Source organism: Rhodobium gokarnense (assembly GCF_025961475.1).
GTDB classification, from domain to species: Bacteria; Pseudomonadota; Alphaproteobacteria; order Rhizobiales; family Rhodobiaceae; genus Rhodobium; species Rhodobium gokarnense.
In genome coordinates, this window is the sequence record NZ_JAOQNS010000004.1 from 222,132 (window position 1) to 246,862 (window position 24,731).

Annotated in this window: 18 protein-coding genes; 11 read left to right on the forward strand and 7 right to left on the reverse strand. The window is 66.3% G+C overall.

Translation table 11 applies throughout. The annotated features are described in order from the left end of the window. The first annotated feature begins 38 nt into the window (after positions 1-38). Positions 39-2,912 (forward strand): ribonuclease E/G, encoded by a 2,874-nt coding sequence (locus M2319_RS08675; RefSeq protein ID WP_264601066.1) that lies wholly within the window; start codon positions 39-41, stop codon positions 2,910-2,912. Positions 2,913-2,963: 51 nt separating this feature from the next. Here M2319_RS08675 and M2319_RS08680 read toward each other — a convergent pair whose 3' ends face one another. After that, the gene (locus M2319_RS08680; RefSeq protein ID WP_264601067.1) at positions 2,964-4,127 is read right to left on the reverse strand and encodes a pyridoxal phosphate-dependent aminotransferase; all 1,164 of its coding nucleotides are present in this window, start codon (positions 4,125-4,127) and stop codon (positions 2,964-2,966) included. Between the two features lie 206 nt (positions 4,128-4,333). Between M2319_RS08680 and M2319_RS08685 the strand changes: the two genes are divergently transcribed. From M2319_RS08685 to aat, 5 genes are all read left to right on the forward strand, one after another. Further along, complete coding sequence (locus M2319_RS08685) at positions 4,334-5,104, forward strand: DsbA family protein (protein WP_264601068.1); 771 nt, start codon at positions 4,334-4,336, stop codon at positions 5,102-5,104. 143 nt (positions 5,105-5,247) lie between these two features. Continuing rightward, the gene (gene aroQ / locus M2319_RS08690) at positions 5,248-5,700 is read left to right on the forward strand and encodes a type II 3-dehydroquinate dehydratase (RefSeq protein WP_264601069.1); all 453 of its coding nucleotides are present in this window, start codon (positions 5,248-5,250) and stop codon (positions 5,698-5,700) included. A gap of 13 nt (positions 5,701-5,713) precedes the next feature. Continuing rightward, on the forward strand, positions 5,714-6,181 hold the full coding sequence (gene accB, locus M2319_RS08695; RefSeq protein WP_264601070.1) for an acetyl-CoA carboxylase biotin carboxyl carrier protein: 468 nt from the start codon (positions 5,714-5,716) through the stop codon (positions 6,179-6,181). An 11-nt stretch (positions 6,182-6,192) separates the two neighbouring features. Beyond that, positions 6,193-7,542, forward strand: coding sequence for an acetyl-CoA carboxylase biotin carboxylase subunit (gene accC, locus M2319_RS08700; protein WP_264601071.1), 1,350 nt, complete (start codon positions 6,193-6,195; stop codon positions 7,540-7,542). A 96-nt stretch (positions 7,543-7,638) separates the two neighbouring features. Beyond that, positions 7,639-8,325 (forward strand): leucyl/phenylalanyl-tRNA--protein transferase, encoded by a 687-nt coding sequence (gene aat / locus M2319_RS08705; RefSeq protein WP_264601072.1) that lies wholly within the window; start codon positions 7,639-7,641, stop codon positions 8,323-8,325. Positions 8,326-8,456: 131 nt separating this feature from the next. Here the strand turns inward: aat and M2319_RS08710 are convergent, their stop codons facing one another. Further along, the gene (locus M2319_RS08710) at positions 8,457-9,161 is read right to left on the reverse strand and encodes a DUF2155 domain-containing protein (protein ID WP_264601073.1); all 705 of its coding nucleotides are present in this window, start codon (positions 9,159-9,161) and stop codon (positions 8,457-8,459) included. A 244-nt stretch (positions 9,162-9,405) separates the two neighbouring features. Here M2319_RS08710 and M2319_RS08715 point away from each other — a divergent pair, with 244 nt between their 5' ends. From M2319_RS08715 to prfB, 3 genes are all read left to right on the forward strand, one after another. Beyond that, entirely contained in the window at positions 9,406-10,710 is a 1,305-nt protein-coding gene (locus M2319_RS08715; RefSeq protein WP_264601074.1) for an N-acetylmuramoyl-L-alanine amidase, read from the forward strand. Between the two features lie 249 nt (positions 10,711-10,959). After that, positions 10,960-13,431, forward strand: coding sequence for a penicillin-binding protein 1A (locus M2319_RS08720; RefSeq protein WP_264601075.1), 2,472 nt, complete (start codon positions 10,960-10,962; stop codon positions 13,429-13,431). Positions 13,432-13,572: 141 nt separating this feature from the next. Continuing rightward, positions 13,573-14,698, forward strand: a protein-coding gene (gene prfB, locus M2319_RS08725) for a peptide chain release factor 2 (RefSeq protein WP_406682087.1) whose coding sequence is annotated in 2 segments (ribosomal slippage) — positions 13,573-13,638 and positions 13,640-14,698 — 1,125 coding nt in all. Because the reading frame shifts where the segments join, the coding sequence is not laid out codon by codon here. A 196-nt stretch (positions 14,699-14,894) separates the two neighbouring features. On the opposite strand, the gene M2319_RS08730 is transcribed toward prfB, so the two are convergent. From M2319_RS08730 to bcp, 3 genes are all read right to left on the reverse strand, one after another. Further along, positions 14,895-16,196 (reverse strand): peptidoglycan DD-metalloendopeptidase family protein, encoded by a 1,302-nt coding sequence (locus tag M2319_RS08730; protein ID WP_264601077.1) that lies wholly within the window; start codon positions 16,194-16,196, stop codon positions 14,895-14,897. 128 nt (positions 16,197-16,324) lie between these two features. After that, a complete protein-coding gene (locus M2319_RS08735; protein WP_264601078.1) occupies positions 16,325-17,137 on the reverse strand; it encodes a ferritin-like domain-containing protein in 813 nt (270 codons plus the stop codon). Between the two features lie 20 nt (positions 17,138-17,157). After that, entirely contained in the window at positions 17,158-17,625 is a 468-nt protein-coding gene (bcp, locus tag M2319_RS08740; protein ID WP_264601079.1) for a thioredoxin-dependent thiol peroxidase, read from the reverse strand. Between the two features lie 265 nt (positions 17,626-17,890). On the opposite strand from bcp, the gene M2319_RS08745 reads away from it, so the two are divergent. Beyond that, entirely contained in the window at positions 17,891-21,208 is a 3,318-nt protein-coding gene (locus M2319_RS08745) for an AsmA-like C-terminal region-containing protein (protein WP_264601080.1), read from the forward strand. A 14-nt stretch (positions 21,209-21,222) separates the two neighbouring features. On the opposite strand, the gene tyrS is transcribed toward M2319_RS08745, so the two are convergent. After that, positions 21,223-22,476 carry a tyrosine--tRNA ligase gene (gene tyrS, locus M2319_RS08750; RefSeq protein WP_264601081.1) on the reverse strand — a complete coding sequence of 418 codons (1,254 nt, stop codon included), beginning with the start codon at positions 22,474-22,476 and terminating at the stop codon, positions 21,223-21,225. A gap of 254 nt (positions 22,477-22,730) precedes the next feature. On the opposite strand from tyrS, the gene M2319_RS08755 reads away from it, so the two are divergent. Further along, positions 22,731-23,840, forward strand: coding sequence for an anhydro-N-acetylmuramic acid kinase (locus M2319_RS08755; RefSeq protein WP_264601082.1), 1,110 nt, complete (start codon positions 22,731-22,733; stop codon positions 23,838-23,840). A 25-nt stretch (positions 23,841-23,865) separates the two neighbouring features. On the opposite strand, the gene M2319_RS08760 is transcribed toward M2319_RS08755, so the two are convergent. Beyond that, positions 23,866-24,522 carry an alpha/beta hydrolase gene (locus tag M2319_RS08760; protein WP_264601083.1) on the reverse strand — a complete coding sequence of 219 codons (657 nt, stop codon included), beginning with the start codon at positions 24,520-24,522 and terminating at the stop codon, positions 23,866-23,868. Between the last annotated feature and the right edge of the window lie 209 nt (positions 24,523-24,731).

Sequence of the window (24,731 nt, forward strand, 5' to 3'; positions counted from 1 at the left end):
TGGGGACCCCCGCACGATCGCCGTGGAGTTTTCGCCAAATGGCCAACAAAATGCTTATCGATGCCGCCCACCCGGAAGAGACCCGGGTCGTGGTGGTGCGTGGAAACCGGGTCGAGGAATTCGACTTCGAGGCCGCCAACCGCAAGCAACTGCGCGGCAACATCTATCTTGCCAAGGTAACGCGGGTCGAGCCGTCGCTGCAGGCGGCCTTCGTCGATTATGGCGGCAACCGCCACGGCTTCCTCGCCTTCAGTGAAATCCACCCGGACTACTACCAGATCCCGGTCGCTGACCGGCAGGCGCTTCTGGACGAGGAGGCCGCGGAAGAGGCCGCCGCCAAGGAAGAGGACGTCGAGGACGACGAGGCTTCCGCCGACGAGCACGGCGAAGACGCGGGCGACCACGACGATCCGGACGCCGACGACGAGGCCCATAACGACGCCGACGCGGACGACGAGGACGACTCCGACGAGGAGCCGGACCACGATGACGAGGATGGCGACGACGATGACGGCGACGAGCCGTCCGGGGACGACGACGCGCCCCGGGCGATGGCCGCATCGGCCGGTGACGGCGACACGGTGACCGCGGAGGCCGACGAGCTTTCCGACGATGGCGAGTCCGATGACGATGCCGGTGACGGGGAAAAGACCCAGCGTTCCAGCTCCCGCTCGCGCGGCCGGCGCCGCCGGCGCCCGTCGGGCCGCGACCGGGGCGGCGATCGCGACGACGACGACCAGGTCGAATCGGTCGGCGCCGAAGATGCCCTGGAAGAGGTGCCGCAGCGCGGCCTTCGCCGCCGCCGGCAGTACAAGATCCAGGAAGTGATCCGGCGTCGCCAGGTGCTGCTGGTCCAGGTCGTCAAGGAGGAGCGCGGCAACAAGGGCGCGGCGCTGACCACCTATCTGTCGCTCGCCGGGCGCTATTCCGTCCTGATGCCGAACACGGCGCGGGGCGGCGGCATTTCCCGCAAGATCACCAATCCGACCGACCGCAAGCGCCTGAAGAAGGTCGCCTCCGATCTCGCCGTGCCGGAGGGCATGGGCGTGATCCTGAGGACCGCCGGCGCCAGCCGCACCAAGTCGGAGATCAAGCGCGACTTCGAATATCTCCTCAGGCTGTGGGAGAACGTGCGCGACCTGACCCTGCAGTCCTCTGCGCCGTCGCTGGTCTATGAGGAAGGCAGCCTGATCAAGCGGTCGATCCGCGATCTCTACAACAAGGACATCGACGAGGTTTCCGTCTCCGGCGAGGAAGGCTACCGCGAGGCGAAAGACTTCATGCGCATGCTGATGCCGAGCCATTCCAAGCATGTGCAGCCCTATCGGGACGCAACGCCGCTGTTCACGAAGCACGGGGTCGAGGCGCAGCTCGATGCTATGTTCTCGCCCCAGGTGACACTGCCGTCGGGCGGCTACATCGTCATCAACCAGACCGAGGCGCTGGTCGCCATCGACGTCAACTCCGGCCGCGCGACCCGCGAGCACAATATCGAGGACACCGCGCTTGCCACCAACATGGAGGCGGCGTCCGAAGTGGCGCGGCAGCTCCGCCTGCGCGACCTTGCCGGCCTCATCGTCATCGACTTCATCGACATGGAGGAGAAGCGCAACAACCGGTCGGTCGAGCGCAAGCTCAAGGAATGCCTGAAGTCGGACCGGGCGCGCATCCAGGTCGGCCGCATCTCCCATTTCGGGCTGATGGAAATGTCGCGCCAGCGCATCCGCACCGGCGTCCTTGAAAGCTCCACCGAGGTCTGCCCGACCTGCCGCGGCACCGGCACGGTGCGCTCCACGGAGTCCGTTGCCCTGCACGTGCTTCGGGCGCTGGAAGACCACCTGATGCGCGGCGTCAAGCATCACCTCAGGATCCGCACCCGGACCGAGGTGGCGCTCTACATCCTCAACCAGAAGCGGCCGCACCTGGCCGACCTGGAAAGCCGCTTCGGCCTGACCGTTGCGGTCTTCGCCGACGAGATGATCAATGGCGAGCACTTCATCCTGGAGCGCGGCGATCCGATCGAGCGGGTCGAGCGGCCCGGCGTGGAGGCGATCGCGCCGGATCAGGTGCGCGCCGACGAAATCGACATGGAAGAGGACGAGGACGACAGCGAGACGGATACGGATACGGACGGCGACGAGAAGAAGTCGTCGAGCCGCCGCCGTCGCCGGCGGCCGCGCCGGCGCTCCTCGTCGGACCGGGACGGGTACGACCGGGACGGCTCCGAGACGTCCCAGCGGTCCGACGAGGGCGAGGACGAACTCGCCGCTTCCGACGACAGCGGCGACGACAACGGCGACGGCAATTCTTCCGACGGCGACGACGGCGACAACAAGCGCCGGCGCCGGCGCGGCCGCCGCGGCGGCCGCCGCAACCGCCGCAACCGCTCGGACAAGGACGACGCACGCGCCTCCGAGGGCGACGAGGACCGGCAGGACGGTTCCGATCAGGATGGCTCCGATCAGGACAACTCGGACGCCGATGGCGGCGACAGCTACGACAGCCAGCCGGTCGCCGAGGCTTCTGACGTCAGTCAGGGTTCCGGAGATGCCGGAGACGCGGCGGCGCCCGTTGCCGCAAATGACGATGATACGTCCGGTCCGGAAGAGGCAGCCGGCGGTGCGTCCGTCGCCGAGGAGACTTCGGAAACACCGGATGCCGGCGAGGCCGAGCCCGTTCGCGTCGAGGAGGCCGAAGACGTACCGGCCGCCGAAGCGCCGTCAGGGGACAACGATGCCGCAACGGGCGAGGAAGACGACACCGCGCCCGCGGCGGCGTCCGCCGATGGAGAGACTGACGAGACCGCTGGCGACGTTGCTGGCGAGACGCCGTCCGATGAGGCGGACGACGGTGAGGGCGAATCGGGCGGGACGAAGCGGTCCGGCTGGTGGCAGCGCCGCTCGTTCTTCTGATTTTCAGGGGCGTTCAGGCGCCACGCGGGCTTGACGGCGCAAGAGCGCCGTCTATCTGAGCCAGTTCTGGAGGCGGTCGCAGCCCTCTGCGATCGCCTCCGTCGTTCCGGCGAAGGAAAACCGCAGATAGTTGTGGCCGCCGAGCGGATCGAAATCGACGCCGGGCGAGGCGGCAACGCCCGCCTCAAGCAGCATCTTTTGCGCGAACTCCATGGAATCGTTGGAGAACTTCCGCACGCTGCCATACACGTAAAAGGCGCCGTCGACGGGTAGCAGCTCGTCGAAGCCGATCTGCGGCAGCCGGTCGAGCAGAAGCCTGCGGTTGGCGGCGTAGCCTTCCTTGATGGCTTCGAGTGCGTCCTTTGCCTCGAAGGCGGCAACAGCAGCGCGCTGGGACAGCTCCGGCACGGAGAGATAGAGGTTCTGGCCGAGGCGCTCGATCGGCCGCACCAGCCGCTCCGGCACCACCATCCAGCCGACCCGCCAGCCGGTCATGCAGTAGTATTTCGAAAAGCTGTTGATGACGATCGCATCGTCGGAGAGCGCCAGCGCCGTCTCTGCGCGGCCCTCATAGACGAGGCCGTGGTAAATCTCGTCGGAGATGAACCAGATGCCGAGTTCGCGGCAGACATCCGTCAGCGCCTTCAGGGCGTCCGGCCGGACCATGGTGCCGGTCGGGTTGGCGGGGCTGGCGACGAGGACACCCTTCAGCGGTTTTTCGGCGTGGGCGGCGCGGACCATCTCCGGCGTCAGCGCCCAGCGGCTTTCCGCCGTCGTCTCGATCTCCACGGCGTCAAGGCCGAGGGCGGCGAGGATGTTGCGGTAGGCCGGATAGCCGGGCGTCGGCAGGGCGACCCGGTCGCCGACGTCAAAGCCGGCGAGGAAGGCGAGGTTAAAGGCGGCCGACGAGCCGGTCGTGATGGCTATGCGGTCCACCGGCACCTCGATGCCATAGGCCTCGCGGTAATGCACCGCGATGCGCTCGCGCAGCGGCAGGATGCCGAGGGCCTCGGTGTAACGCACCTGGCCGACGTCCAGCACCCGGCGGGCGGCTTCCAGAACCGGAGCAGGGGCGGGTGCGCCCGGCTGGCCGACTTCCATGTGGACGATCGTCCGTCCGGCGGCCTCCAGCGCATTGGCCTTGGCCAGCACATCCATGGCGTGAAACGGTGCGACATTGCATCGCGCGGACGGGGCGGGGGCGTTGGCGGACATGGGTCAGTCCCTGCTGCTTCGGCGCGTTTCGTGGTGCGGCCCGGGGCGGTAAGGGCGTCTGCGCTCAAGCAAAATTGAAGCTTCCGCCGATGCGGCGGGTTTTGGGCAGCCGCGTGCTGCCCTATAACCCGGCGCCAGGATCACATACCCGTTGCCGAGCGATGTGACAACGCAGGACCGGCGGCCCAACACTGGAGAACACCCATATGAACCGTCTCGTGCGCGCCGCCACTGCCGGCGCCCTCATGCTTTCCTTTGCCGGCGCTACTGTGTCCGTCCAGGCCGCCGACGAGGTGTCTGATGCGGAACGCGGCCGTATCGAGGGCGTCGTCCGGGACTATCTCCTGAAGAACCCGGAAATCATCCAGGAAGCGCTGGTCGCTCTGGAGAAGAAGCAGGAGGCGGAAAAGGTCGAAAAGCGCAAGCAGATGATGTCGGAGAACAGCGGCGCGCTGTTCAACTCGCCGCGCCAGGTGGTGCTCGGCAATCCGGACGGCAAGATCACAGTCGTTGAGTTCTTCGACTACAATTGCGGTGTCTGCCGGCGCGGCTATGGCGACATGATGAAGGTCCTGAAGGAGAACGAGGACGTCAAGTTCGTCCTCAAGGAGTTCCCGATTCTCGGCCGGCCGTCCCAGGAGGCGGCGCGGGTCGCCATCGCCCTGCACCTGACCGATCCCGACAAGTATCTCGACTTCCACACGGCGATGTTCGCGCTTGAGGGCGGCGTCAACGAGGAAAAGGCGCTGATGGTCGCGGAAAACCTCGGCGCCGACATGGATGCGCTGAAGAAGAACATGGACAATCCGGAGATCTTCAAGACCGTGGAAGAGGTCTACACGCTCGCCAACGGTCTGGGGCTCACCGGCACGCCGTCCTACGTGGTCGGCTCGGAAGTCTTCGGCGGCCTGATCGGCTACGAGCAGATGTCGAAGGTGATCGCCTCCATGCGCGAGTGCGGCGAGACCTCCTGCTGACGGCTGCATCGCCTGCCGAAAATTCCCTGCGGCATTCGATTTTGCCCCTGACGGCGGCGGGGTCTTTCCCTCGTTCATGAGGTCCCCTATAAGAGCGGAGCTTCGTGGCGCGGTTCCGGCCGCGCCACCGTCAAAGGCTGCTCATGGCGATCTCGATCTATATCCTCAACGGCCCCAACCTGAACCGCCTCGGCACGCGCGAGCCGCAGATCTATGGCTCGGCGACGCTTGCCGACATCGAGGCGGATTGCGTCCGCCGTGGCGCGGCGCTCGGGCTGGACATCGACTTTCGCCAGAGCAACCACGAAGGCATGCTGGTCGACTGGATCCATGAGGCAGGGGACGCCGCCAAGGGTCTGATCATCAATCCCGGTGCCTATTCGCACACCTCCATCGCCTTGCACGACGCCATTCAGTCGGTCTCCCTGCCGGTGATCGAAGTCCATATCTCGAACATCTTTGCGCGGGAGAGCTTCCGCCATCACTCCTATGTCTCGCCGGTGGCGCGCGGAGTGATCTGCGGAATGGGGACGCAGGGATACGGGCTCGCACTTGAAGCGCTGGCCGGAATGGTCGGCGGGGCGCGATCGTCATAACGGACAGGTTTAGATGTCATCAAAAAAACACGCGATCAATCAGGACCTCATTCGCGAGCTCGCCGCGCTTCTCAATGAGACGGATCTGACCGAGATCGAGGTCGAGCAGGACAATCTGCGCATCCGCGTCGCCCGCCAGACCCAGGTCGCGGCCGCCGTCGCCGCTCCCGTGCCGATGGTCGCGCCGGTCGGCATCACCTCGCCGTCGGGCAAGGCGGCACAGGGCGCCGACGAGTTCGCCGACCATCCGGGCGTCGTCACCTCGCCGATGGTCGGCACCGCCTACCGCTCTCCGGAGCCGGGCTCGGCCCCGTTCGTATCGGTCGGCGATACGGTCACCGAGGGCCAGACGCTCCTCATCGTCGAGGCGATGAAGACCATGAACCAGATCCCGGCACCGCGCGGCGGCGTCATCAAGTCGATCCTGGTCGAGGACACCCAGCCGGTCGAGTACGGTGAGCCGCTGGTCATCATCGAGTGAGCGGCGCACCCATGTTCTCAAAAATCCTGATTGCCAATCGCGGCGAGATCGCCCTTCGGGTCCTCAGGGCCTGCAAGGAACTCGGGATCTCGACCGTCGCGGTGCACTCCACCGCCGATGCGGACGCCATGCATGTGCGGCTCGCCGACGAGAGCGTGTGCATCGGCCCGCCTTCGGCCGCCGAAAGCTACCTCAACATCCCGCAGTTGCTGGCCGCCTGCGAGATCACCGGCGCCGACGCGGTGCATCCGGGCTACGGCTTCTTGTCGGAAAACGCCCGCTTTGCCGACATCCTGAAGGCGCACAAGATCAATTTCATCGGCCCCTCCGGCGACCACATCCGGCTGATGGGCGACAAGATCGAGGCCAAGAAGACGGCCGAAAAGCTCGGCATCCCGGTGGTTCCGGGCTCCGACGGCGAGGTGGCGACGCTTGAGGATGCGCGCCGGGTCGCCAAGGAGATCGGCTATCCGGTCCTGATCAAGGCGTCTGCCGGCGGCGGCGGGCGCGGCATGAAGATCGCCCTGACCCCCGACGACATCGAGATGGCGTTTTCCACGGCGCGGGCCGAGGCGCGGGCGGCCTTCGGCAACGATGCGGTCTATCTGGAAAAATACCTCGCCAAGCCGCGCCACATCGAATTCCAGGTGCTCGGCGACGGACGCGGCAACGCCATCCACCTCGGCGAGCGCGACTGCTCGCTGCAGCGGCGCCACCAGAAGGTCTGGGAAGAGGCGCCGTCGCCGGCGCTCAACGAGGAAGCGCGCACGCGGATGGGCGAGATCGTCGCCAAGGCGGTGGGCGACCTCGGCTATGCCGGCGCGGGCACCATCGAGTTCCTCTACGAGGACGGCGAGTTCTATTTCATCGAGATGAACACCCGCCTGCAGGTCGAGCATCCGGTGACCGAGATGGTCACCCGCATCGACCTCGTCAACGAGCAGATCCGGGTCGCCTCGGGCGCCAACATCTCGTTCTCGCAGGAAGATGTGCTGCCGTCGGGCCATGCCATCGAGTGCCGGCTCAACGCCGAGGACCCGCGCACCTTCGCGCCGTCGCCGGGCAACATCACCTATTACCATCCGCCGGGCGGCCTCGGCGTCAGGGTCGATTCCGCCGTCTATCAGGGCTATTCGATCCCGCCCTATTACGACAGCCTGATCGGCAAGCTGATCGTCCACGGTCGCAACCGTGTCGAGTGCATGATGCGCTTGAAACGCTGTCTCGATGAGATCATCATAGACGGAATCAAGACCACGCTTCCGCTGTTCCGCGACCTTGTGGACCATCAGGACATTGCCGACGGCATGTATGATATCCACTGGCTGGAGCGGTATCTTTCGCAACCGGAAGATGCGTGAGGAGCGGTGACGGCGGGGCCCGCGGCATGCGGGCCCGGTACGGCGGGATGACGGCATTCGGGCATTTGGAATTCGGGGTTTCGGCAAGAGCGGCTCATGGCAGGTTCTGACGACGTCGTTCTGGAAATCACGCCGCAGGTCCTCCTGAAAGCCTATGCCTGCGGCATCTTCCCGATGGCCGAGTCGGCGGAGGATCCGGGGCTCTACTGGATCGAACCGGAACTGCGCGGCATTGTGCCGTTCGAGCGCATCCACGTCCCGAAACGGCTCGTGCGCACCATCCGCCAAGACGTCTTCACCGTTCGCATCGACACCGATTTCGAGGGCGTCATCGGCGGCTGTGCGGAATCAACGCCGGACCGCGGCAAGACCTGGATCAATTCGCGCATCCGCCGCCTCTACCAGGAGCTCTACGAGCTCGGCCACTGCCATAGCGTCGAAGCTTGGCGCGACGGGAAACTGGTCGGCGGGCTCTACGGGGTGCGGCTCGGCAAGGCATTCTTCGGCGAGAGCATGTTCTCGCGCGAGCGGGATGCCTCCAAGGTTGCGCTGGTGCATCTGATGGCGCGGCTGATCGCCGGCGGCTTCACGCTCCTCGACACCCAGTTCGTCACCGACCATCTGCGCCGCTTCGGCGCGGTGGAAATCCCGCGGCACGACTATCACGTGCTCCTGGAGGATTCCCTCAACGGCTTCGGCGATTTCTTCGCCCTCGACCGGGAGGCGGACGGCGTCGCCGTCCTGAAGGTCCTTGCGGACCACGCCGGGGAGCGGCATCGCTAAAGCGTTTCACGCGATGATGGCATCGCCCGAAACGCTCCGGCTTCTTGTCTTGACGCGTATTCCTGTCCGACAACCGGGTCCCGCTTTTTGCGGAACACGGTCAAACGGCGTCGCCCGTCGTCGGAGAAAAACTAGTCAGTCAGATTGAGCTGCGGCAGGGGCTGCTGCTCGAACTGGTCCTGCCCGAAGGGCTGCTGCTCGAATTCCTGCTGGCCCGGCGGCTGTTGGTCGAACTGTTGTTGACCCAGCGGCTGCCGTCCCGTCGGCGGTTCGGGCTTGGGCTTCGGCACGTCGGTCGGGGCCGGGCCGTTATAGTCGCTGCTGTCGCCCTCATTGGCCGGCGTCAGCTCGGTGGCGCGCTCTTCGGCATTGGACTTGGCCGCCTCGGCGGCCTTGGAGCCCGGCGGTGGCGGCACGTTGCTCTTTTCCTTGCAGCCGGTCAGCCAGATGTCATAGACGGCGTGCTCGACGGCGTGCAAGCCGGGGCTGGAGGCGAACATCCAGCCGGTGAAGATGCGGCGCACCTTGTTGTCGAGGGTGATCTCGTCGATTTCCACGAAGGTGGTCGTCTGCGGCGCTTCGGACAGCGGCCGCGTATAACAGACGCGGGGCGTCACCTGCAGGGCACCGAATTGCACCGTCTCGTCGATATAGACGTCGAAGGAGATGATGCGGCCGGTGATCTTGTCGAGGCCGGAAAAGACGGCGACCGGATTGGAGATCTTTTCCGCCCGGGCCGGGCCGGTGCTGAAAAGCGAGACCGACGCAGCGGCAAGCGCGGCGAGGAAAAGGGCAGGGCGAAAGGCCGGGATCAGGCGGTCCGTGAGGAGAGACATAAGCCGCATGCGCTCGTTCGTTGTGCTGGCCGCGTGGCGCTCGCGGCCGGGCCGCTCAGATGACAGGCAAAGGGTCGCACCGGGACGCCGGGACCGGCGCGGGGCGCGCGTGAAAACGCGCCGACATATAGCTGACAGCGTCCTTTGAGGGCAATATCTCGGCGACTTCGTCAATACCGGGTTAACCAAAGCAGTCCTATGTCTTATAGCTGACGCAGCAAGGGAGCCGCGAGACCGGGTCGCAATGTTCCGCACACGCATCAATGGCTTGATACGCGCGCCGGGGGGGCTGGCGCTGGCATTTCTGGCGCTTTTCGCCGCGACGGTGCTCGCCGTCGGCAACGGCCCCGTGCTAGCGGCCGAGGCGGGCGAGATTGAGGCCAGGGCCGCCCGAATCGCGGGCGACGCCACCCGCACCCGCTTCGTCGTCGATTTGACCGACGCGGTGGAGATCGCTCCCTTCGTGCTCGGCGACCCGCACCGAATCATCGTCGACCTGCCGAATGTGCGCTTTGCGCTGCCGCCGGAGGCCGGCAAGGGCGGGCGCGGCCTCATCACCGGCTGGCGCTACGGCAGCATCGCCCGCAACAAGGCCCGCATCGTCATCGACACCAAGGGCCCGGCGCTGATCGACAAGAGCTTCGTGTTGCCGAAGGTCGACGACCAGCCGGCGCGCATGGTGCTCGACATCGTCACGGCGACCGAGGAAGCGTTCGCCGAGGAAGTGGCGCGCACCGCCAACGCGGCGCAGGCCGGCGCGGTGACCGCCGGCAAGGGCGACCGCCAGCCGATCCGCAACAAGGAGCGGACCCGGCCGCTGATCGTGCTCGATCCCGGCCATGGTGGCATCGATTCCGGCGCCGTCGGCAAGAAGGGCACGCTGGAAAAGGCCGTGGTGCTCGATTTCGCCAGCGTCCTGAAGCGCAAGCTGGAAGAGACCGGCCGCTTCGAGGTTGCCCTGACGCGCTCCGACGACAGCTTCATCCCCCTGAAACAGCGGGTGGAAATCGCCCGCGGGCTGCATGCCGACCTGTTCGTGTCCGTGCACGCCGACTCCGTGCGCCAGGCCTATGTGCGCGGCGGCACCGTCTACACCCTTTCGGAGCGGGCCTCGGACCGCCTTGCCGCGCAGATCGCGCGCAACGAAAACCAGTCGGACATCCTCGCCGGCCTGGAATTCGAGGAGGAGGCGGACGACGTCAGCGACATCCTCATCGACCTGACGCGGCGCGAGACCAAGAATTTTTCGGTCTATTTTGCCAATGCGCTCGTCGGCGAGCTGCAGAGCGCGGTGAAGATGATCAACAATCCGCACCGCTCCGCCGGCTTCGTCGTCCTGAAGGCCGCCGACGTTCCCTCCGTGCTGGTGGAACTCGGCTACCTCTCCAATGCGCATGACGAGCAGCTTCTGACATCCGACGAATGGCGGGGGCGGGCGGCTGATGCCATCACCGCGGCGATAACACGTTTTTTTGAGCCGCGAATCGCGCACCAGGATGCCGCGATCGAGGGAAATTCGATAGCCGGTGTTGCGCCGTCACAACAATAGTGCCACAGCATCACCACAGACTTGTCGATATTGAGCGATAACGGCATTCGGGCATGGCGATCGGTCGTTGACCGGTTCGCCCCGTCGCTGAGACAATCAATGGAACCGGCGAACGGGACGGCGGAACGGACCCGAGCGAACCGGCGACAGGCACCGTGCCGCCACCCTTTTTGAAACGGCCGAGAAACGGCGCCGCGGCGCCCGGCGGCAAGCGACACGCAATTAGCGAGAATTACGGAAACCGGCGATATGAAGTTTTTCGTCAAAATGTTCGGCTACTTCTTCGGGATCGGCGCGGTCTTTTTCCTGATCGTCGCAGCAGTCCTGTGGATCGTGCTGAGCGATGCGACCAAGGACCTGCCCGACTACACGGCGCTGAAGAAATACGAGCCGCCGGTGATGACTCGCGTGCATGCCAGCGACGGCAGCCTGATCGCCGAATATGCCCGCGAGCGGCGCCTGTTCCTGCCGATCCAGGCGGTGCCGGACCTGGTCAAGAACGCGTTCCTGGCGGCCGAGGACAAGAACTTCTATTCCCATCCCGGCGTCGACATGATGGGCATCGCGCGCGCCGTCGTCACCAACATCAAGAACCGCGGCTCGAACCGGCGCATGGTCGGCGCCTCGACCATCACCCAGCAGGTCGCCAAGAACTTCCTGCTCTCCAACGAATACAGCTACGAGCGCAAGATCCGCGAGGCGATCCTGGCGCTGAGGATCGAGCAGGCCTTCACCAAGGACGAGATTCTCGAGCTCTACCTCAACGAGATCTATCTCGGCATGGGCTCCTACGGCGTCGCCGCGGCCTCGCTGTTGTATTTCGACAAGGCGGTGCAGGAGCTGACGCTGGCCGAGGCCGCCTATCTGGCGGCGCTGCCGAAGGCGCCGAGCAACTACCATCCCTTCGACAACACCGAAGCGGCGATCGAGCGCCGCAACTGGGTCATCGACCGCATGGTCGAGAACGGCATGGCGACCGCCGAGGCGGCCGAAAAGGCGAAGGTGCTTCCGCTCGACGTGACGCCCCGCACCCGCGGCCCGCACCTCTTTGCCTCCGACTATTTCGCCGAGGAAGTGCGCCGCCGGCTGCTGGAGCGCTACGGCGAGAAGGGCCTTTACGAGGGCGGCCTGTCGGTCCGCGGCACGCTCGATCCGCAATTGCAGGTCCTCGCCCGCAAGGCGCTGATGGACGGCCTCGTGGAATTCGACCGCCGCCGCCGCGGCTGGCGCGGTGCGGTCACCACGATCGACGTCAGCGCCGGCGATTGGGGTCCGGCGCTCGGCAAGGTCGAGGCGCTGTCCGACGTGCCCGAATGGCGGCTCGCGGTGGTGCTTTCCTCCGGCGACGGCGAGGCGCAGATCGGCCTGCAGCCGAAAAAGCTCGTCTCCGGCAAGCTGTCGACGGATCGCGAGCGCGCCGTCGTGCCGCTCGAACACGTCAAATGGGCGCGCTGGGAGAAGGGGCCGAAGCGGCGCCAGCCGATCCGCGCCGTCAGCGATGTGCTCGCCCCCGGCGACGTCGTCTATGTGGAAAAGGACCCGGAAGGGGGGTCGGACACCTATATCCTGCGCCAGGTGCCCGAGGTCTCCGGCGCGATCGTCGCCATGGACCCGCACACAGGGCGCGTGCTGGCGCTGGTCGGCGGCTTCACCTTCGCCAAGAGCCAGTTCAACCGCGCCACCCAGGCTTGGCGCCAGCCCGGCTCCTCGTTCAAGCCGATCGTCTATGCGGCCGCGCTCGACAACGGCTATACGCCGTCGAGCGTCGTGCTCGATGCGCCGATCTCGCTGCCGATGGGCAACGGCAAGATGTGGACGCCGAAGAACTATGGCGGCAAGTTCTACGGCCCGTCGACGCTTCGCACCGGCATCGAGCGCTCGCGTAACGTGATGACCGTGCGGCTCGCCAAGGACATGGGCATGCCGCTGGTCGCCGAATATGCGACCCGCTTCGGCATCTATGACGAGCTGACGCCGGTGCTCTCCATGGCGCTCGGTGCCGGCGAGACGACGGTGCTGCGGCTGACGGCGGCCTATGCGATGATCGCCAATGGCGGGCGCAAGCTGCATCCGACGCTGATCGACCGCATCCAGGACCGCCGCGGCAAGACCATCTACAAGCACGAGGAGCGCATCTGCGACGCCTGCGAGGCCAGTTCCTGGACCGGCCAGGACGAGCCGGAGCTGATCGACAATCGCGAGCAGGTGCTCGATCCGATGACCGCCTACCAGATCACCTCCATGATGGAGGGCGTCGTCCAGCGCGGCACGGCGACCCGGGTCAAGGCCGTCGGCAAGCCGGTCGCCGGCAAGACCGGCACCACCAATGACGAACGCGACGCCTGGTTCGTCGGCTTCTCGCCGGACCTCGCTGTCGGCGTCTTCGTCGGCTACGACACGCCGCGGCCGATGGGGCGCGGTGCGACCGGCGGCCAGGTGGCCGCGCCGATCTTTACCGAGTTCATGAAGGCGGCCCTGAAGGACAAGCCGGCCGTGGAATTCCGCGTGCCGCCGGGCATCAAGCTGATCGCCATCAACCGGCGCACCGGCATGCCGGCGAGCGGCTCGGGCGGCGACGTCATCCTGGAAGCCTTCAAGCCCGGCACCGGTCCGGCCGACACCTATTCCATCATCGGCTTCGACGGCTCCTCCGGCACCCTGCAGCAGGTCTCGCCGGCGGCGGCGAGGGCAGTCATTTCCTCGCCCGGCGGGCTCTACTGACAGCGCCCGCCGATCCGTCCGGATCGGTCTCGTCGGACGTTTACAGGCCGCGGGCGGCCCGTTACATTCGCCGACCGCAGCGGTTGCCGGGTTTCCTCCGGCAGCCTTGCATATATCCAACCAACCGAGAGCGAGTAGCGAATGCGTGCCGAAGTGCAGGGCATTGTCGACGAAATCAAGCAGACGATCGGTCTGCTGAGGAGGCATCTTTGACTGGGATGCCGCAACCGCACGCCTTGAAGAGCTGAACGCCAAGGCCGAAGACCCCGACCTCTGGAACGACCCGGAAGCCGCCCAGAAGCTGATGCGCGAGCGCCAGCAGCTGGACGACAGCCTGACGTCCATCCGCACCGTCGAGCAGCGGCTCACCGACAATATCGAGCTGATCGAACTCGGCGAGATGGAGGGCGAGGAGAGTATCGTCGCCGAGGCGGAAAAGGCGCTGGGCGACCTTGAGGACGAACTGGCGCGGCGCCAGGTCGAGACCATGCTGTCCGGCGAGGCCGATGCCAACGACACCTATTTCGAGGTCCATGCGGGCGCCGGCGGCACGGAGAGCCAGGACTGGGCCAGCATGCTCCTTCGGATGTACATCCGCTGGGCGGAGCGGCGCGGCTTCAAGACCGAGGTGCTGGAAGTCCATGACGGCGAAGAGGCGGGCATCAAGTCCGCCACTGTCATGATCAAGGGCCATAACGCCTATGGCTGGATGAAGACCGAATCGGGCGTCCACCGCCTGGTGCGCATCTCGCCCTTCGACAGCCAGGCGCGGCGGCATACCTCTTTCGCCAGCGTCTGGATCTATCCCGTCGTCGACGACAATATCGAGATCGACGTGTCGGAAAGCGACGTGCGCATCGACACCTACCGGGCGTCGGGCGCCGGCGGCCAGCACGTCAACACGACCGATTCGGCGGTGCGCATCACTCACATTCCGACCAATATCGTCGTGCAGTGCCAGAACGAGCGCTCGCAGCACAAGAACCGGGCGACGGCCTGGGCGATGCTGAAGGCGCGGCTCTACGAGGTGGAGCTGCAGAAGCGGGAAGAAGAGGCAGCGGCGAGCGCGGCCTCCAAGACCGAGATCGGCTGGGGCCACCAGATCCGCTCCTACGTCCTGCAGCCCTACCAGCTCGTCAAGGACCTCAGGACCAACGTGGAAAGCACCAACCCGAACGACGTGCTGGACGGCGCGCTCGATCCGTTCATGGAGGCAGCACTGGCCCAGCGCGTGCTCGGCGAGGCGGCGACCGAGGCGGCGGGGTAGGCGATCCGGTCGCGTTCGATTGGAAACAAAACGGCGCCCATTGCGGCGCCGTTTTTCGTTTCACAAGTGGGCTGGATTGCTTCGCTGCGCTCGCAATGACGAATGAGAATCCTCAAACATTTCAATGTCATTGCGAGGAGGCCGTAAGGCCGACGCGGCAATCCAAAAGGCGGTCAGTGGAAATGCACCCCAACCCTCAGAGCAGGTTGCCGAGCTTGCGGCCGGCGCTGAGGTAGAGCATCGGGTTGATGGTCTTCTTGCCGACGCGGGTCTCGTAGTGAAGGTGCGGGCCGGTGGAGCGGCCGGTAGAGCCGACCTCGCCGATCTTCTGGCCGATGACGACGCGCTGGCCGCGTTTCACGGAAATCCGCGACAGGTGCGAGTAGCGGCTCCGGAGCCCGCGGCCGTGGTCGATCTCCACGGTGTTGCCGTAGCCGCCCTTGCGGCCGGCGATGACGACGCGTCCGTTGGCGGTGGCGTTGACCCGGGTGCCGGTGGTGCCGCGGAAATCGATCCCGGTGTGCATCGCCGGGCGGCCGAGGAAGGGATCGATGCGCGGACCGTAGCGGCTGGTGACCGGGGCATTGCCGATCGGTTTCCTCAGCGGGATGGCGGTGGTCGCCTTGCGGATCTGCGTCAGCCGGGTGATCGCCGTCTCGGCGCGCTTGATGCGGTCGGCAAAGCCGTTTGGCGACAGCGGCACGAAGGGCCCGCCGGTCGCCGTGTTGTCGGCGTCGTCGCCGGCCATCGGGTCGGCTTTCGCGAGGCGTACGCCGATCCGCTTCAGCACCTTCTCGAAGCGGTTGACGTCGGTCTCCGCAGCAAGGGCAAGGGCGTCGAGGGCGTTGCCCTGTTCGTTGAGCATCGCCGTCATGTCGGTCGCGACCGTGTCGAGCTTTTTCGCGTAGGGCGAGCCGTAGCGCTCGGGATCGTCGGCGCGGGCCTCCTCGTCGGAGGGCAGGGCCATCGACGACTTCATCGGCTCGGCCGGCTCCAACTCGCCGCCGATGCCGCCGGTCACATCCGGGTCATCAAGGTCGACGCCCGGTTTCGGCTGCGGGACGATGGTGGAGGCGAGTTCGATGCCGTTCTTGCGGGCCTGCTCGATGACCTGGGTGACCAGCACCTGGCGGTCGGAGAGCGCGTTCTGCTTGGCGAGCAGCCTGTCGAGCTTGATCTCGAAGGATTCCTGGTCGATGAGCTGGCGGCTGGTGATGCGATCGACTTCCGAGCGCAGCGCCGCTATACGGTCCTCATAGGCGTGCTGCATGCGGGCCTGGCGGGCCATCGCCGCGCCGATCAGGTCGTCGCGGAAGAAGAGGTAGGTGGTGGCGCCGAGATAGACGACCGCGAACAGCGTCAGCAGCCCGGCGATGGCGCCGACCATCAACGGGTTCAGCGTCACGGAGGTGATGCGCTCGCCCTTGGCGAAAATGATCTGGTGATGGTCCTTGCGGCGTCCGAATGCCTTCGGAGTTCCTGCAGCCCGGGTTTCCATGTTCTGTCACCGTTGGCGCTACGCGTTACAGGTCCGGACCGCCGGGCGGCCAACCCTCTCAAATCCCGGTGACGATTAGAAACCGTTAGGGTTAATTTTTGCTTTCGCGGCGCTGTCAGTCAGTCGGCTTATCGGGCGGTTGCGACCAGCGGCTTGTAAAAGCCCGGCGTCAGGCCGGCAGCGGCGCGCGCGGCGTCGTTGAAGGGCGGCTTGAGGGCGCCGCGGAAGTGCTTTCTGACCAGCGCGTGGAAGGTCGGCTCCGGCTCCAGCCTTTCGCGGTCGCACAGGAACCGGAACCATTTGGCGCCCGCCGCCACATGGCCCTTTTCGTCGCGGTAGATGATTTTCAGGATATCGGCAGTGGCGCCGTCGCCGGCCTCCTCGGTGCGCTCGATCATCGAGGGCGTGATGTCGAGGCCGCGCGCCTCCAGCACCAGGGGGATGATGGCGAGCCGGGCAACGAGGGAGTCCCTGGTCGAATCGGCCGCCTGCCAGAGGCCGTCATGGGCGGGCAGGGCGCCGTAGTCGGCGCCGAGGTCCTGCAGCCTCTGGCGCAACAGGCCGAAATGCTTTGCTTCCTCCATGCCGATCTTGACGAAATCGTCGAAGAAGGAGCGCGGCATCGCCGTGTCGTTGAAGCGGGCGATGAGATCCCAGGTGAGGTCGATGGCGTTGAGTTCGATATGGGCGAGGGCGTGGATCATGGTGATCCGGCCGCGAAGCCCGTGGGAGGTGCGCTTCGGCATCTCGCGCGGCGGCAGCAGTTCCGGCTTTTCCGGCCGTCCGGGACGCGCCGGCAGCGGGCCGTCGGTGCGCGGCGCGCTGCGGTCGAGCCGGCGCGCGAACCAGGCAGTGCCGGCCGCGCCCGAAAGCGCGACCTTTTCCGCCGGGTCCGGGGCGGCGACGATGCGCCGGGCAAGGCCGGTGAGGCTGTCGGCCATGGCGTCTGGGGCCTTGGTTCCTAGAGCGCCTTTGCGGCGTCCAGAACGGCCTCGGCGTGGCCGGCCACCTTCACCTTGCGCCAGACCCTGGCGACCTTGCCGCCGCCGTCGATCAGGAAGGTGGAGCGTTCCACGCCCATGTATTTCTTGCCGTACATGGATTTCTCCACCCAGACCCCATAGGCCTCGATGGTCGCCTTGTCCTCATCGGCGGCGAGCATGACGCTGAGCTCGTGCTTGGCCTTGAACTTGTCGTGCTTGGCGGCCGAATCGGGCGAGATGCCGATGACGACGGCGCCGGCCTTCTCGAACTCCCCGGCCAGTTCGGTGAAGGCAATCGCTTCCTTGGTGCAGCCGGAGGTGTCGTCCTTGGGATAGAAATAGACGACGACGGTTTTTCCTTGCAGATCCGACAGCTTGACGCGTCCGCCGCCGTCGGTCGGAAGGTCGAAGTCTGGCGCCTTGGCGCCTTCGGTGATGTCGCTCATGCTGCCTCCGTTTGGTCGCGTTTTCGTTGCTTGATGTAGCGGAAATCCGCAAGGGTTGCCAGCGGGCATCGGCGCCACGACAAAGGGGGGGAAGGGGCGCAACGACCCGGTACTCCAGTATGCCGTGCAAATGCCGCAAGGGCACCACATGCCCCCTGCACCGGGCGTCGTTTTCGCGCTATGGGTTGGCAAAGGGGGCAGGCAGGCTGCGCGGCAAAGCGCACCGCGATGCCCTTGGCGGGGACAACGAGACACAGGGACTGGAATGGCGCCGCGACGGCTCCAGCCGTTAACACAGCATACCCATCACGTTCACAGCGCCTTCGGCATCCTGCTGCGGGTGGCGCTGGTGCTGGTTGTGGTGACGGCGATCGCCATCGGCGCCTTCGCCTGGCGGGTCTCCAGCGGGCCACTGACCCTCAACATCTTTGCCGAGGCCGTGCGGGCGCGGATTGCCGAGGCCGTCGGTCCCGACGCCAGGGTCGGGCTGTCCGCCATCGTCCTTGCCTGGTCGGAGGACGGCGGGCCGCGGGTGCGCCTGCGCGGCCTCGTCATCGCTGATACCGAGGCCGGCTTCGAGGCCGAAGTGCCGACCGCGGACGTCCGGCTCAACGGTTTTCAGCTTGTCATCGGCCGGGTCTCGCCGCGGGCGATCCGGGTCTATTCGCCCCGCGTGCGCATCCCGGTCGCCGGCGGCGCCAGCGCGTCGCCGGAAACGCTTTTGGAATTCGCCGATCACGCCTTCAAGGGCACGCTCGCCGGCGCCCGCTCCATCGGCCTTTCCAGCATCCGGGTCGAGGACGCCACGGTGGAGATGCGCTCCACCGACGACGATGGACACAGCCGGACCTATTCCAGCGTTTCCGCCGATCTCGGCTTTGCCCACGACACCCGCACGACGACCCTCGACGTCAGCGGCATCGGATTCGGCGGCAAATGGTCGGCGTCCGCGGTGCATCGTCCGGACCCGGCCTCCGGCGGCTCGGTGCTGGCGCTTTCCGGCACCGACATTACCGTCGACGACGTCTTCGGCATCGGCGATGCCGCGCGCACCGGGTCCGCCACCCGTATCCCGCTCTATCCGAGCTTTGCGGCCCAGTATGACGAGGTCGGCCGGCTGACGGCAGCGCATATGAAGCTGGTCGTCGGCGCCGGCCATGTGCCGTTCGGTGGCGGCTCGCCCTATCTGCTCGACGAAGCGGTGGTGGACGTTGCCTGGGTGCCGGACGAGAAGGTCTTCAAGATCGGGCCCTCCGTGGCCGAGTTCGGACCGACGAAGCTTCCCTTCACCGGCATCGTCGTGCCGCCGCGCGGCCCGGAGGCGGCGCTTTGGGAGTTCGGCGTCGAGGCGCGCGATGTGGAAATCGCCTCGCCCTTCGAGGGCGAGCCGCCGACGCCACTCGACCTGGTGGTGACGACCGGGACGTTCGACCCCGATCTGCTCCGGATCGGTGTGACGAAATTCCAGGTCGGTGCCGGCGCGACGCCGCTGATCCAGTCGACGGCCGTCGTCGATCTCGGTGCCTTCGGGCCGAAACTGGAGGTCGACGGCCGGCTCAACGCGGTCCCGGTGCACGAGCTGAAGCGGATCTGGCCGGAATTCATCGCCCCGCCGGCGCGGCGCTGGATCCTCGACAACGTCGTCTCCGGCGACACCGTCGACGGCAGCTTTCGTGCCGCGGTCGGCGCGGAGGAACTGGACGACAATCCGGAGACCTGGGGCTGGGGCGAGGACGACCTGACGGCACACTTCACCGTCAGAAACGCCGTCGTGAAGACCTTCGGCGAGATGCCGGCGGCCAGGGCACCGGTCGCGACCGGGCAGATCGACGGCGGCCATCTGAAGGTCGAGATTCCCGGGGCGAGCCTCACGACCGCTTCCGGCGGGAAGGTCACCGTCGACGAGGCGGTGTTCGAGATCGCCGACATCAGGCCGCCCAAGCAGACGGCGAGCCTGCGCCTGCAGCTCTCCGGTCCGACCCGGAACGTTGCCGAGGTCGTCAACGCCAAGCCGATCGAGGCGCTGGGGCCGATCGGCGTTACCCCCGCCGCGCTCGGCGGCACGGCGACCGTGAAGGCGGGGGCGAGCTTCGCGCTGCTGCGCGAGCTGTCCTTCGACGATGTGGACTACGGCCTGACGGCGGAGCTTGACGATTTCTCCTCAAAGACCCCGATTTCCGGCAGGAAGGTCACCGACGGCACGCTCTCCGTCACGGTCGCCGAGGGCGTTGCGCGGATCGACGGCAAGGCCCGGTTCGACGGAGCGATGGCAACCGTCGACCTGACGGAGCCGCTCGACGGCAGCGGCGGCGGCGCCAGCAAGGTCGGCATCACCCTGAAGCTCAGCGATGCGGAACGGCGCGAGCAGGGGCTCGACCTCGGCGGGCTCCTCACGGGTCCGATCGAGGTCTCGATCGCGTCTGAGGGCGACGGCGCCGACAGGTACGAGATCGACCTGAAGGACGCACGGCTCGCCGTTTCGCCCCTCGGCTGGGCCAAGGAGCCCGGCGTTCCGGCGACGGCCCGGTTCCGGATCGCCGGTGCCCGCAAGAACGAGGTCAGCGACCTTCGGATCGAGGGCAAGGATTTCGCGATCGCCGGCCATGTGGTGCTTGACGACAAGGGCGACCTGAAGTCGGGCGAGCTGACGTCGGCGCGGCTCGGACGGACGGTCATCGACCGGGCCGTGATGCGGGCCTCCGACGCCGGCCAGGACGTCGTCCTCACGGCGAGCGCGATCGATGCGCGTACCATCCTCAAGGGCATCACCGACGTGCGCGGCAAGGACGAGGGCGCCGACCTGGAAGGCGATTTCCACATCCGCGGCAAGATCGGCACCCTGATCGGCTTCAACGGGGCCAACTTCTCCGGCGTCGACCTCGACGTGACGGTCGCCGGCGGCAGCCTCAGGGCGCTGAAAGTCACCGGCAGCTCCGGCAAGCGCGGCCGGCTCGACCTGACGCTGAAGCCGGACGGCGCCCGGCGGGCGCTCTATGTGGAATCCGACAATGTCGGCGACTTCCTGCGCTTCCTCAACATCTACAAGCGCATGCAGGGCGGCTCCGGCGAGATCACCGCCGCCCTCGGCGACGGCACGGCCTCACAGGGCCGATTCCGGATCAGCGACTTCCGGGTCACCGAGGACCCGGCCCTGAAGCAGCTCGTCGCCCGCGGCAATTTCGAGGATCGGCTGCGCGGTGACCGCCCGGTCAACATCCGGCCGATCGCGGAAAGCGGCGATACGGTCTTTGAAAAGCTCGACGTTTCGTTCCGGCTGGAGAGCAACCGCATGGTGATCACCGATGCGCTCTTAAAAGGCGCGGTGATCGGCGGCACCATGAAAGGGACCGTCGATTTCCGCAACAAGCGCATGGCGATCGCCGGGACCATGGTGCCGGCCTATGGCATCAACAATCTGTTCGGGCGGGTGCCGCTGCTCGGCCAGGCGCTTGGCGGCGGCCGCAATGGCGGGCTGATCGGCGTCACCTTCAAGATCGAGGGACCTGTCGGCGACACCAAGATGACGGTCAATCCGATGTCCGTCGTCGCGCCCGGCATTTTCCGCAAGATATTCGAGTACTGACCGCGCCGCGGTTCTTACACCGGGCGCAGCAGCACGTGGCGCTTCTTGCCGACTGACAATTTGATGACGCCGTCGCCGGTGACGTCGGCCATGGTCAGGGATCCGCGCTCGTCGGTGACGACGCTGTCGTTGACGCGGATGCCACCGGAGCGGACCTGGCGGCGGACCTCGCCATTGGAGGCGGCAAGGCCGGCATGGACGAAGGCGGCAAGGACGCCAAGGCCGGCTTCAAGCTCCGCGGCTGCGATGTCGACGCTCGGAAGGTTCTCCGCCAGGGCGCCTTCCTCGAAGGTCAGGCGGGCCGTTTCGGCCGCAGCCTCGGCCGCGGCGCGCCCGTGCAGCATGGCGGTCGCTTCGGTTGCAAGCGTTTTCTTTGCATCGTTTAGTTCGGAACCTTCGAGCGCTTCCAGGCGTTTGATCTCATCCATCGGCAGATCGGTGAACAGCCTCAGGAACCGGCCGATGTCGGCGTCCTCCGTGTTGCGCCAGAACTGCCAGTACTCGTAGGGGCTCTTGGCGTCGGCGTTGAGCCAGACGGCGCCGTCCGCCGTCTTGCCCATCTTGGCGCCGGAGGCCGTGGTGATCAGCGGCGTCGTCACGGCGAACAATTCGGCGCCGGCGAGACGGCGTCCGAGGTCGATGCCGGACAGGATGTTGCCCCACTGGTCCGAGCCGCCCATCTGCAGCCGGCAGCCGGTACGTCGAAAAAGCTCGACGAAATCGTAGGCCTGCAGGACCATGTAGTTGAATTCGAGGAATGAGAGATGCTGTTCCCGCTCAAGGCGCATCCGGACGGCGTCGCGCTGGATCATCTGGTTGACCGAGACGTGGCGCCCGACATCGCGCAGGAGATCCACATAGCCGAGGCCGAGCAGCCAGTCGGCGTTGTCGACCATGACGGCGTCTTGCGGCCCGTCGCCGAAGGTCAGGAACGACGAGAAGACCTGCCGGATGCCTTCCTTGTTGGTCTCGATCGCGTCCGGCGTCAGCAGCTTGCGCGATTCGTCCTTGCCGGACGGATCGCCGACCCTGGTCGTGCCGCCGCCCATCAGGACGATCGGCCGATGGCCGCATTTCTGCAGCCAGCGCAGCATCATGATCTGCACCAGCGAGCCGACATGCAGGCTCGGCGCCGTGCAGTCGAAGCCGATATAGGCGCTGACCGTTTCCGTCGTCAGGCAGCGATCGAGCGCTTGCGGATCGGAGCACTGATGGATGAAGCCGCGCTCGGAAAGCGTGGCGAGAAACTCGGACGAAAACTCGGTCATGACCGGAACTTCCCTGGAAAGGATCGGGGATCGGCGGGCCGGATCAAGGGGCCCGGCGCGCTCTATAGCGCAACTTTTGTGCAAAGGCACGGGGGGCGGCCAATGCGAAATGCGGGAGCCCGCCATGCGCAGGAATACCCCGAAGGATTAACCCCCTCTTTGCATACAGCCAATACAATTTGTCGCTGCGCCGTACGGCGCGACCACGCTAAGCTGGCTTGCTGCGGGCATTCTCTGGGAGGTCACAAAAACAGATGAAAACCTTTCGGGCCATCGGGCTCATGAGCGGGACGTCGTTCGACGGCGTCGACGCCGCCATCATCGAAACGGACGGCGAAAAGGTTTTTGCGACCGGCCCGGGACTGACCCAGCCCTACACCGACGACGAGCGCCAGATCCTGAGGACCGCGATGGCGGTGGCGGCGCAGCAAAGCGACCGCGACGCCCGTCCCCCGGAGCTGGCCGAGGCCGAACTGGTGGTGACGGAGGCCCACGCCAAGGCGGTCGACGTCATCCTGGCCGCGGCCGGCCGCGACCGCTCCGAGATCGACATCATCGGCTTTCACGGCCAGACGGTGTTCCACGCGCCCGACCGGCACCTGACCATCCAGCTCGGTGACGGCAACGCGCTGTCGCGGGCGACCGGCATTCCCGTCGTCTTCGATTTCCGCAAGTCCGACGTTGCCGCCGGCGGCCAGGGCGCGCCGATGGTCCCGGTCTATCACCGGGCGCTGGCCGACCAGAGCGGCCTTGAGCGGCCGCTCGCCATCATCAATCTCGGCGGCGTTGCCAATTTCACCTGGATCGGCCGCGACGGCGCAATGGTCGCCTGTGACACCGGACCGGCGAGCGCGCTGATCGACGACTGGGTGTTTTCCCATTCCGGCGCCGCCTTCGACATGGACGGCGAGCTTGCGGCCTCCGGAACGGTCGACCGGGGGGTGCTCGGTGCCCTGCTGGACAATCCCTATTTCGGGTTGCCGGCGCCGAAGTCTTTGGACCGGCACGCCTTTTCGCTCGATCCGGTGAGGGGGCTGTCACTGGAGGACGGGGCGGCGACGCTGACCGCGTTCACCGCCGAGACGCTCGCCATCGGCCTGAAACGGGTGCCGGAGACGCCGCGCATGCTGGTCGTTTGCGGCGGCGGCGCGCACAACCCGTCCCTGTTGTCGGCGATCGAACGGGCGACGGGCATCTTCACGGTGGTCACCGGCGAAGCGCTCGGCTGGTCGTCAGACCACATCGAGGCGGAGGCCTTCGGCTATCTCGCGGTCCGGCGGATGCTGTTCCTGCCGATCAGCTTTCCGATGACGACGGCCGTCGATGCGCCGATGATGGGCGGCGAGATCGCCGCGCCGAAATAGGGCGCCGAGACCGGACGTTTCTGACTTAAGCGGCGTCGGTGATCGCGGCCAGCCGCCGGTCGACATAGTCGGAGCAGACGCCGACCAGTTCTTCCACGTGATTCTCGAAGAAATGGTTGGCGCCGGAGATCGTCGTCTGGTCGATGACGATGCCCTTCTGGGTCTTCAGCTTGTCGACGAGCGCCTGGACGTCCTTGACCGGCACCACCTTGTCGGCGTCGCCATGGGCGATCAGGCCGGACGAGGGGCAGGGGGCCAGGAACGAGAAATCGTTGAGATTGGCCGGCGGGGCGATCGAGATGAAGCCTTCCACTTCCGGGCGCCGCATCAGCAGTTGCATGCCGATCCAGGCGCCGAAGGAAAAGCCGGCGATCCAGCAGGCGCGGGCGTCGGGGTGGATGGTCTGCACCCAGTCGAGCGCGGCGGCGGCATCGGACAACTCGCCCGAGCCGTGGTCGAACTCGCCCTGGCTGCGGCCGACGCCGCGGAAGTTGAAGCGCAGCACCGCAAACTCGCGTTTCGCGAACATATAGAACAGCTGGTAGACGATCTGATTGTTCATCGTCCCGCCGAACTGCGGATGCGGGTGCAGGATGAGGGCGATCGGTGCGTTGCGGCTCTTGGCGGGCTGAAACCGCCCTTCCAGTCGGCCCGCAGGACCGTTGAAAATGACTTCCGGCATGGTGCGTTGGGGTCTCTCTGAGGCGTTTTACGGGAACGTTACTCTTGTCGATCGCAGGGACCTTCAGCCTCGGGCGATCCTTGACTTGGATATAGGGGCTCCCTAGAACTTTGCTAAGAGCTAATTTGCTTGTCCGACCGGACCTTGACCCCGGCCAGGGCGGCGCGAAATGGACATGAGGGGAGTTTCGTCTCCCCAAACTCGTCTTC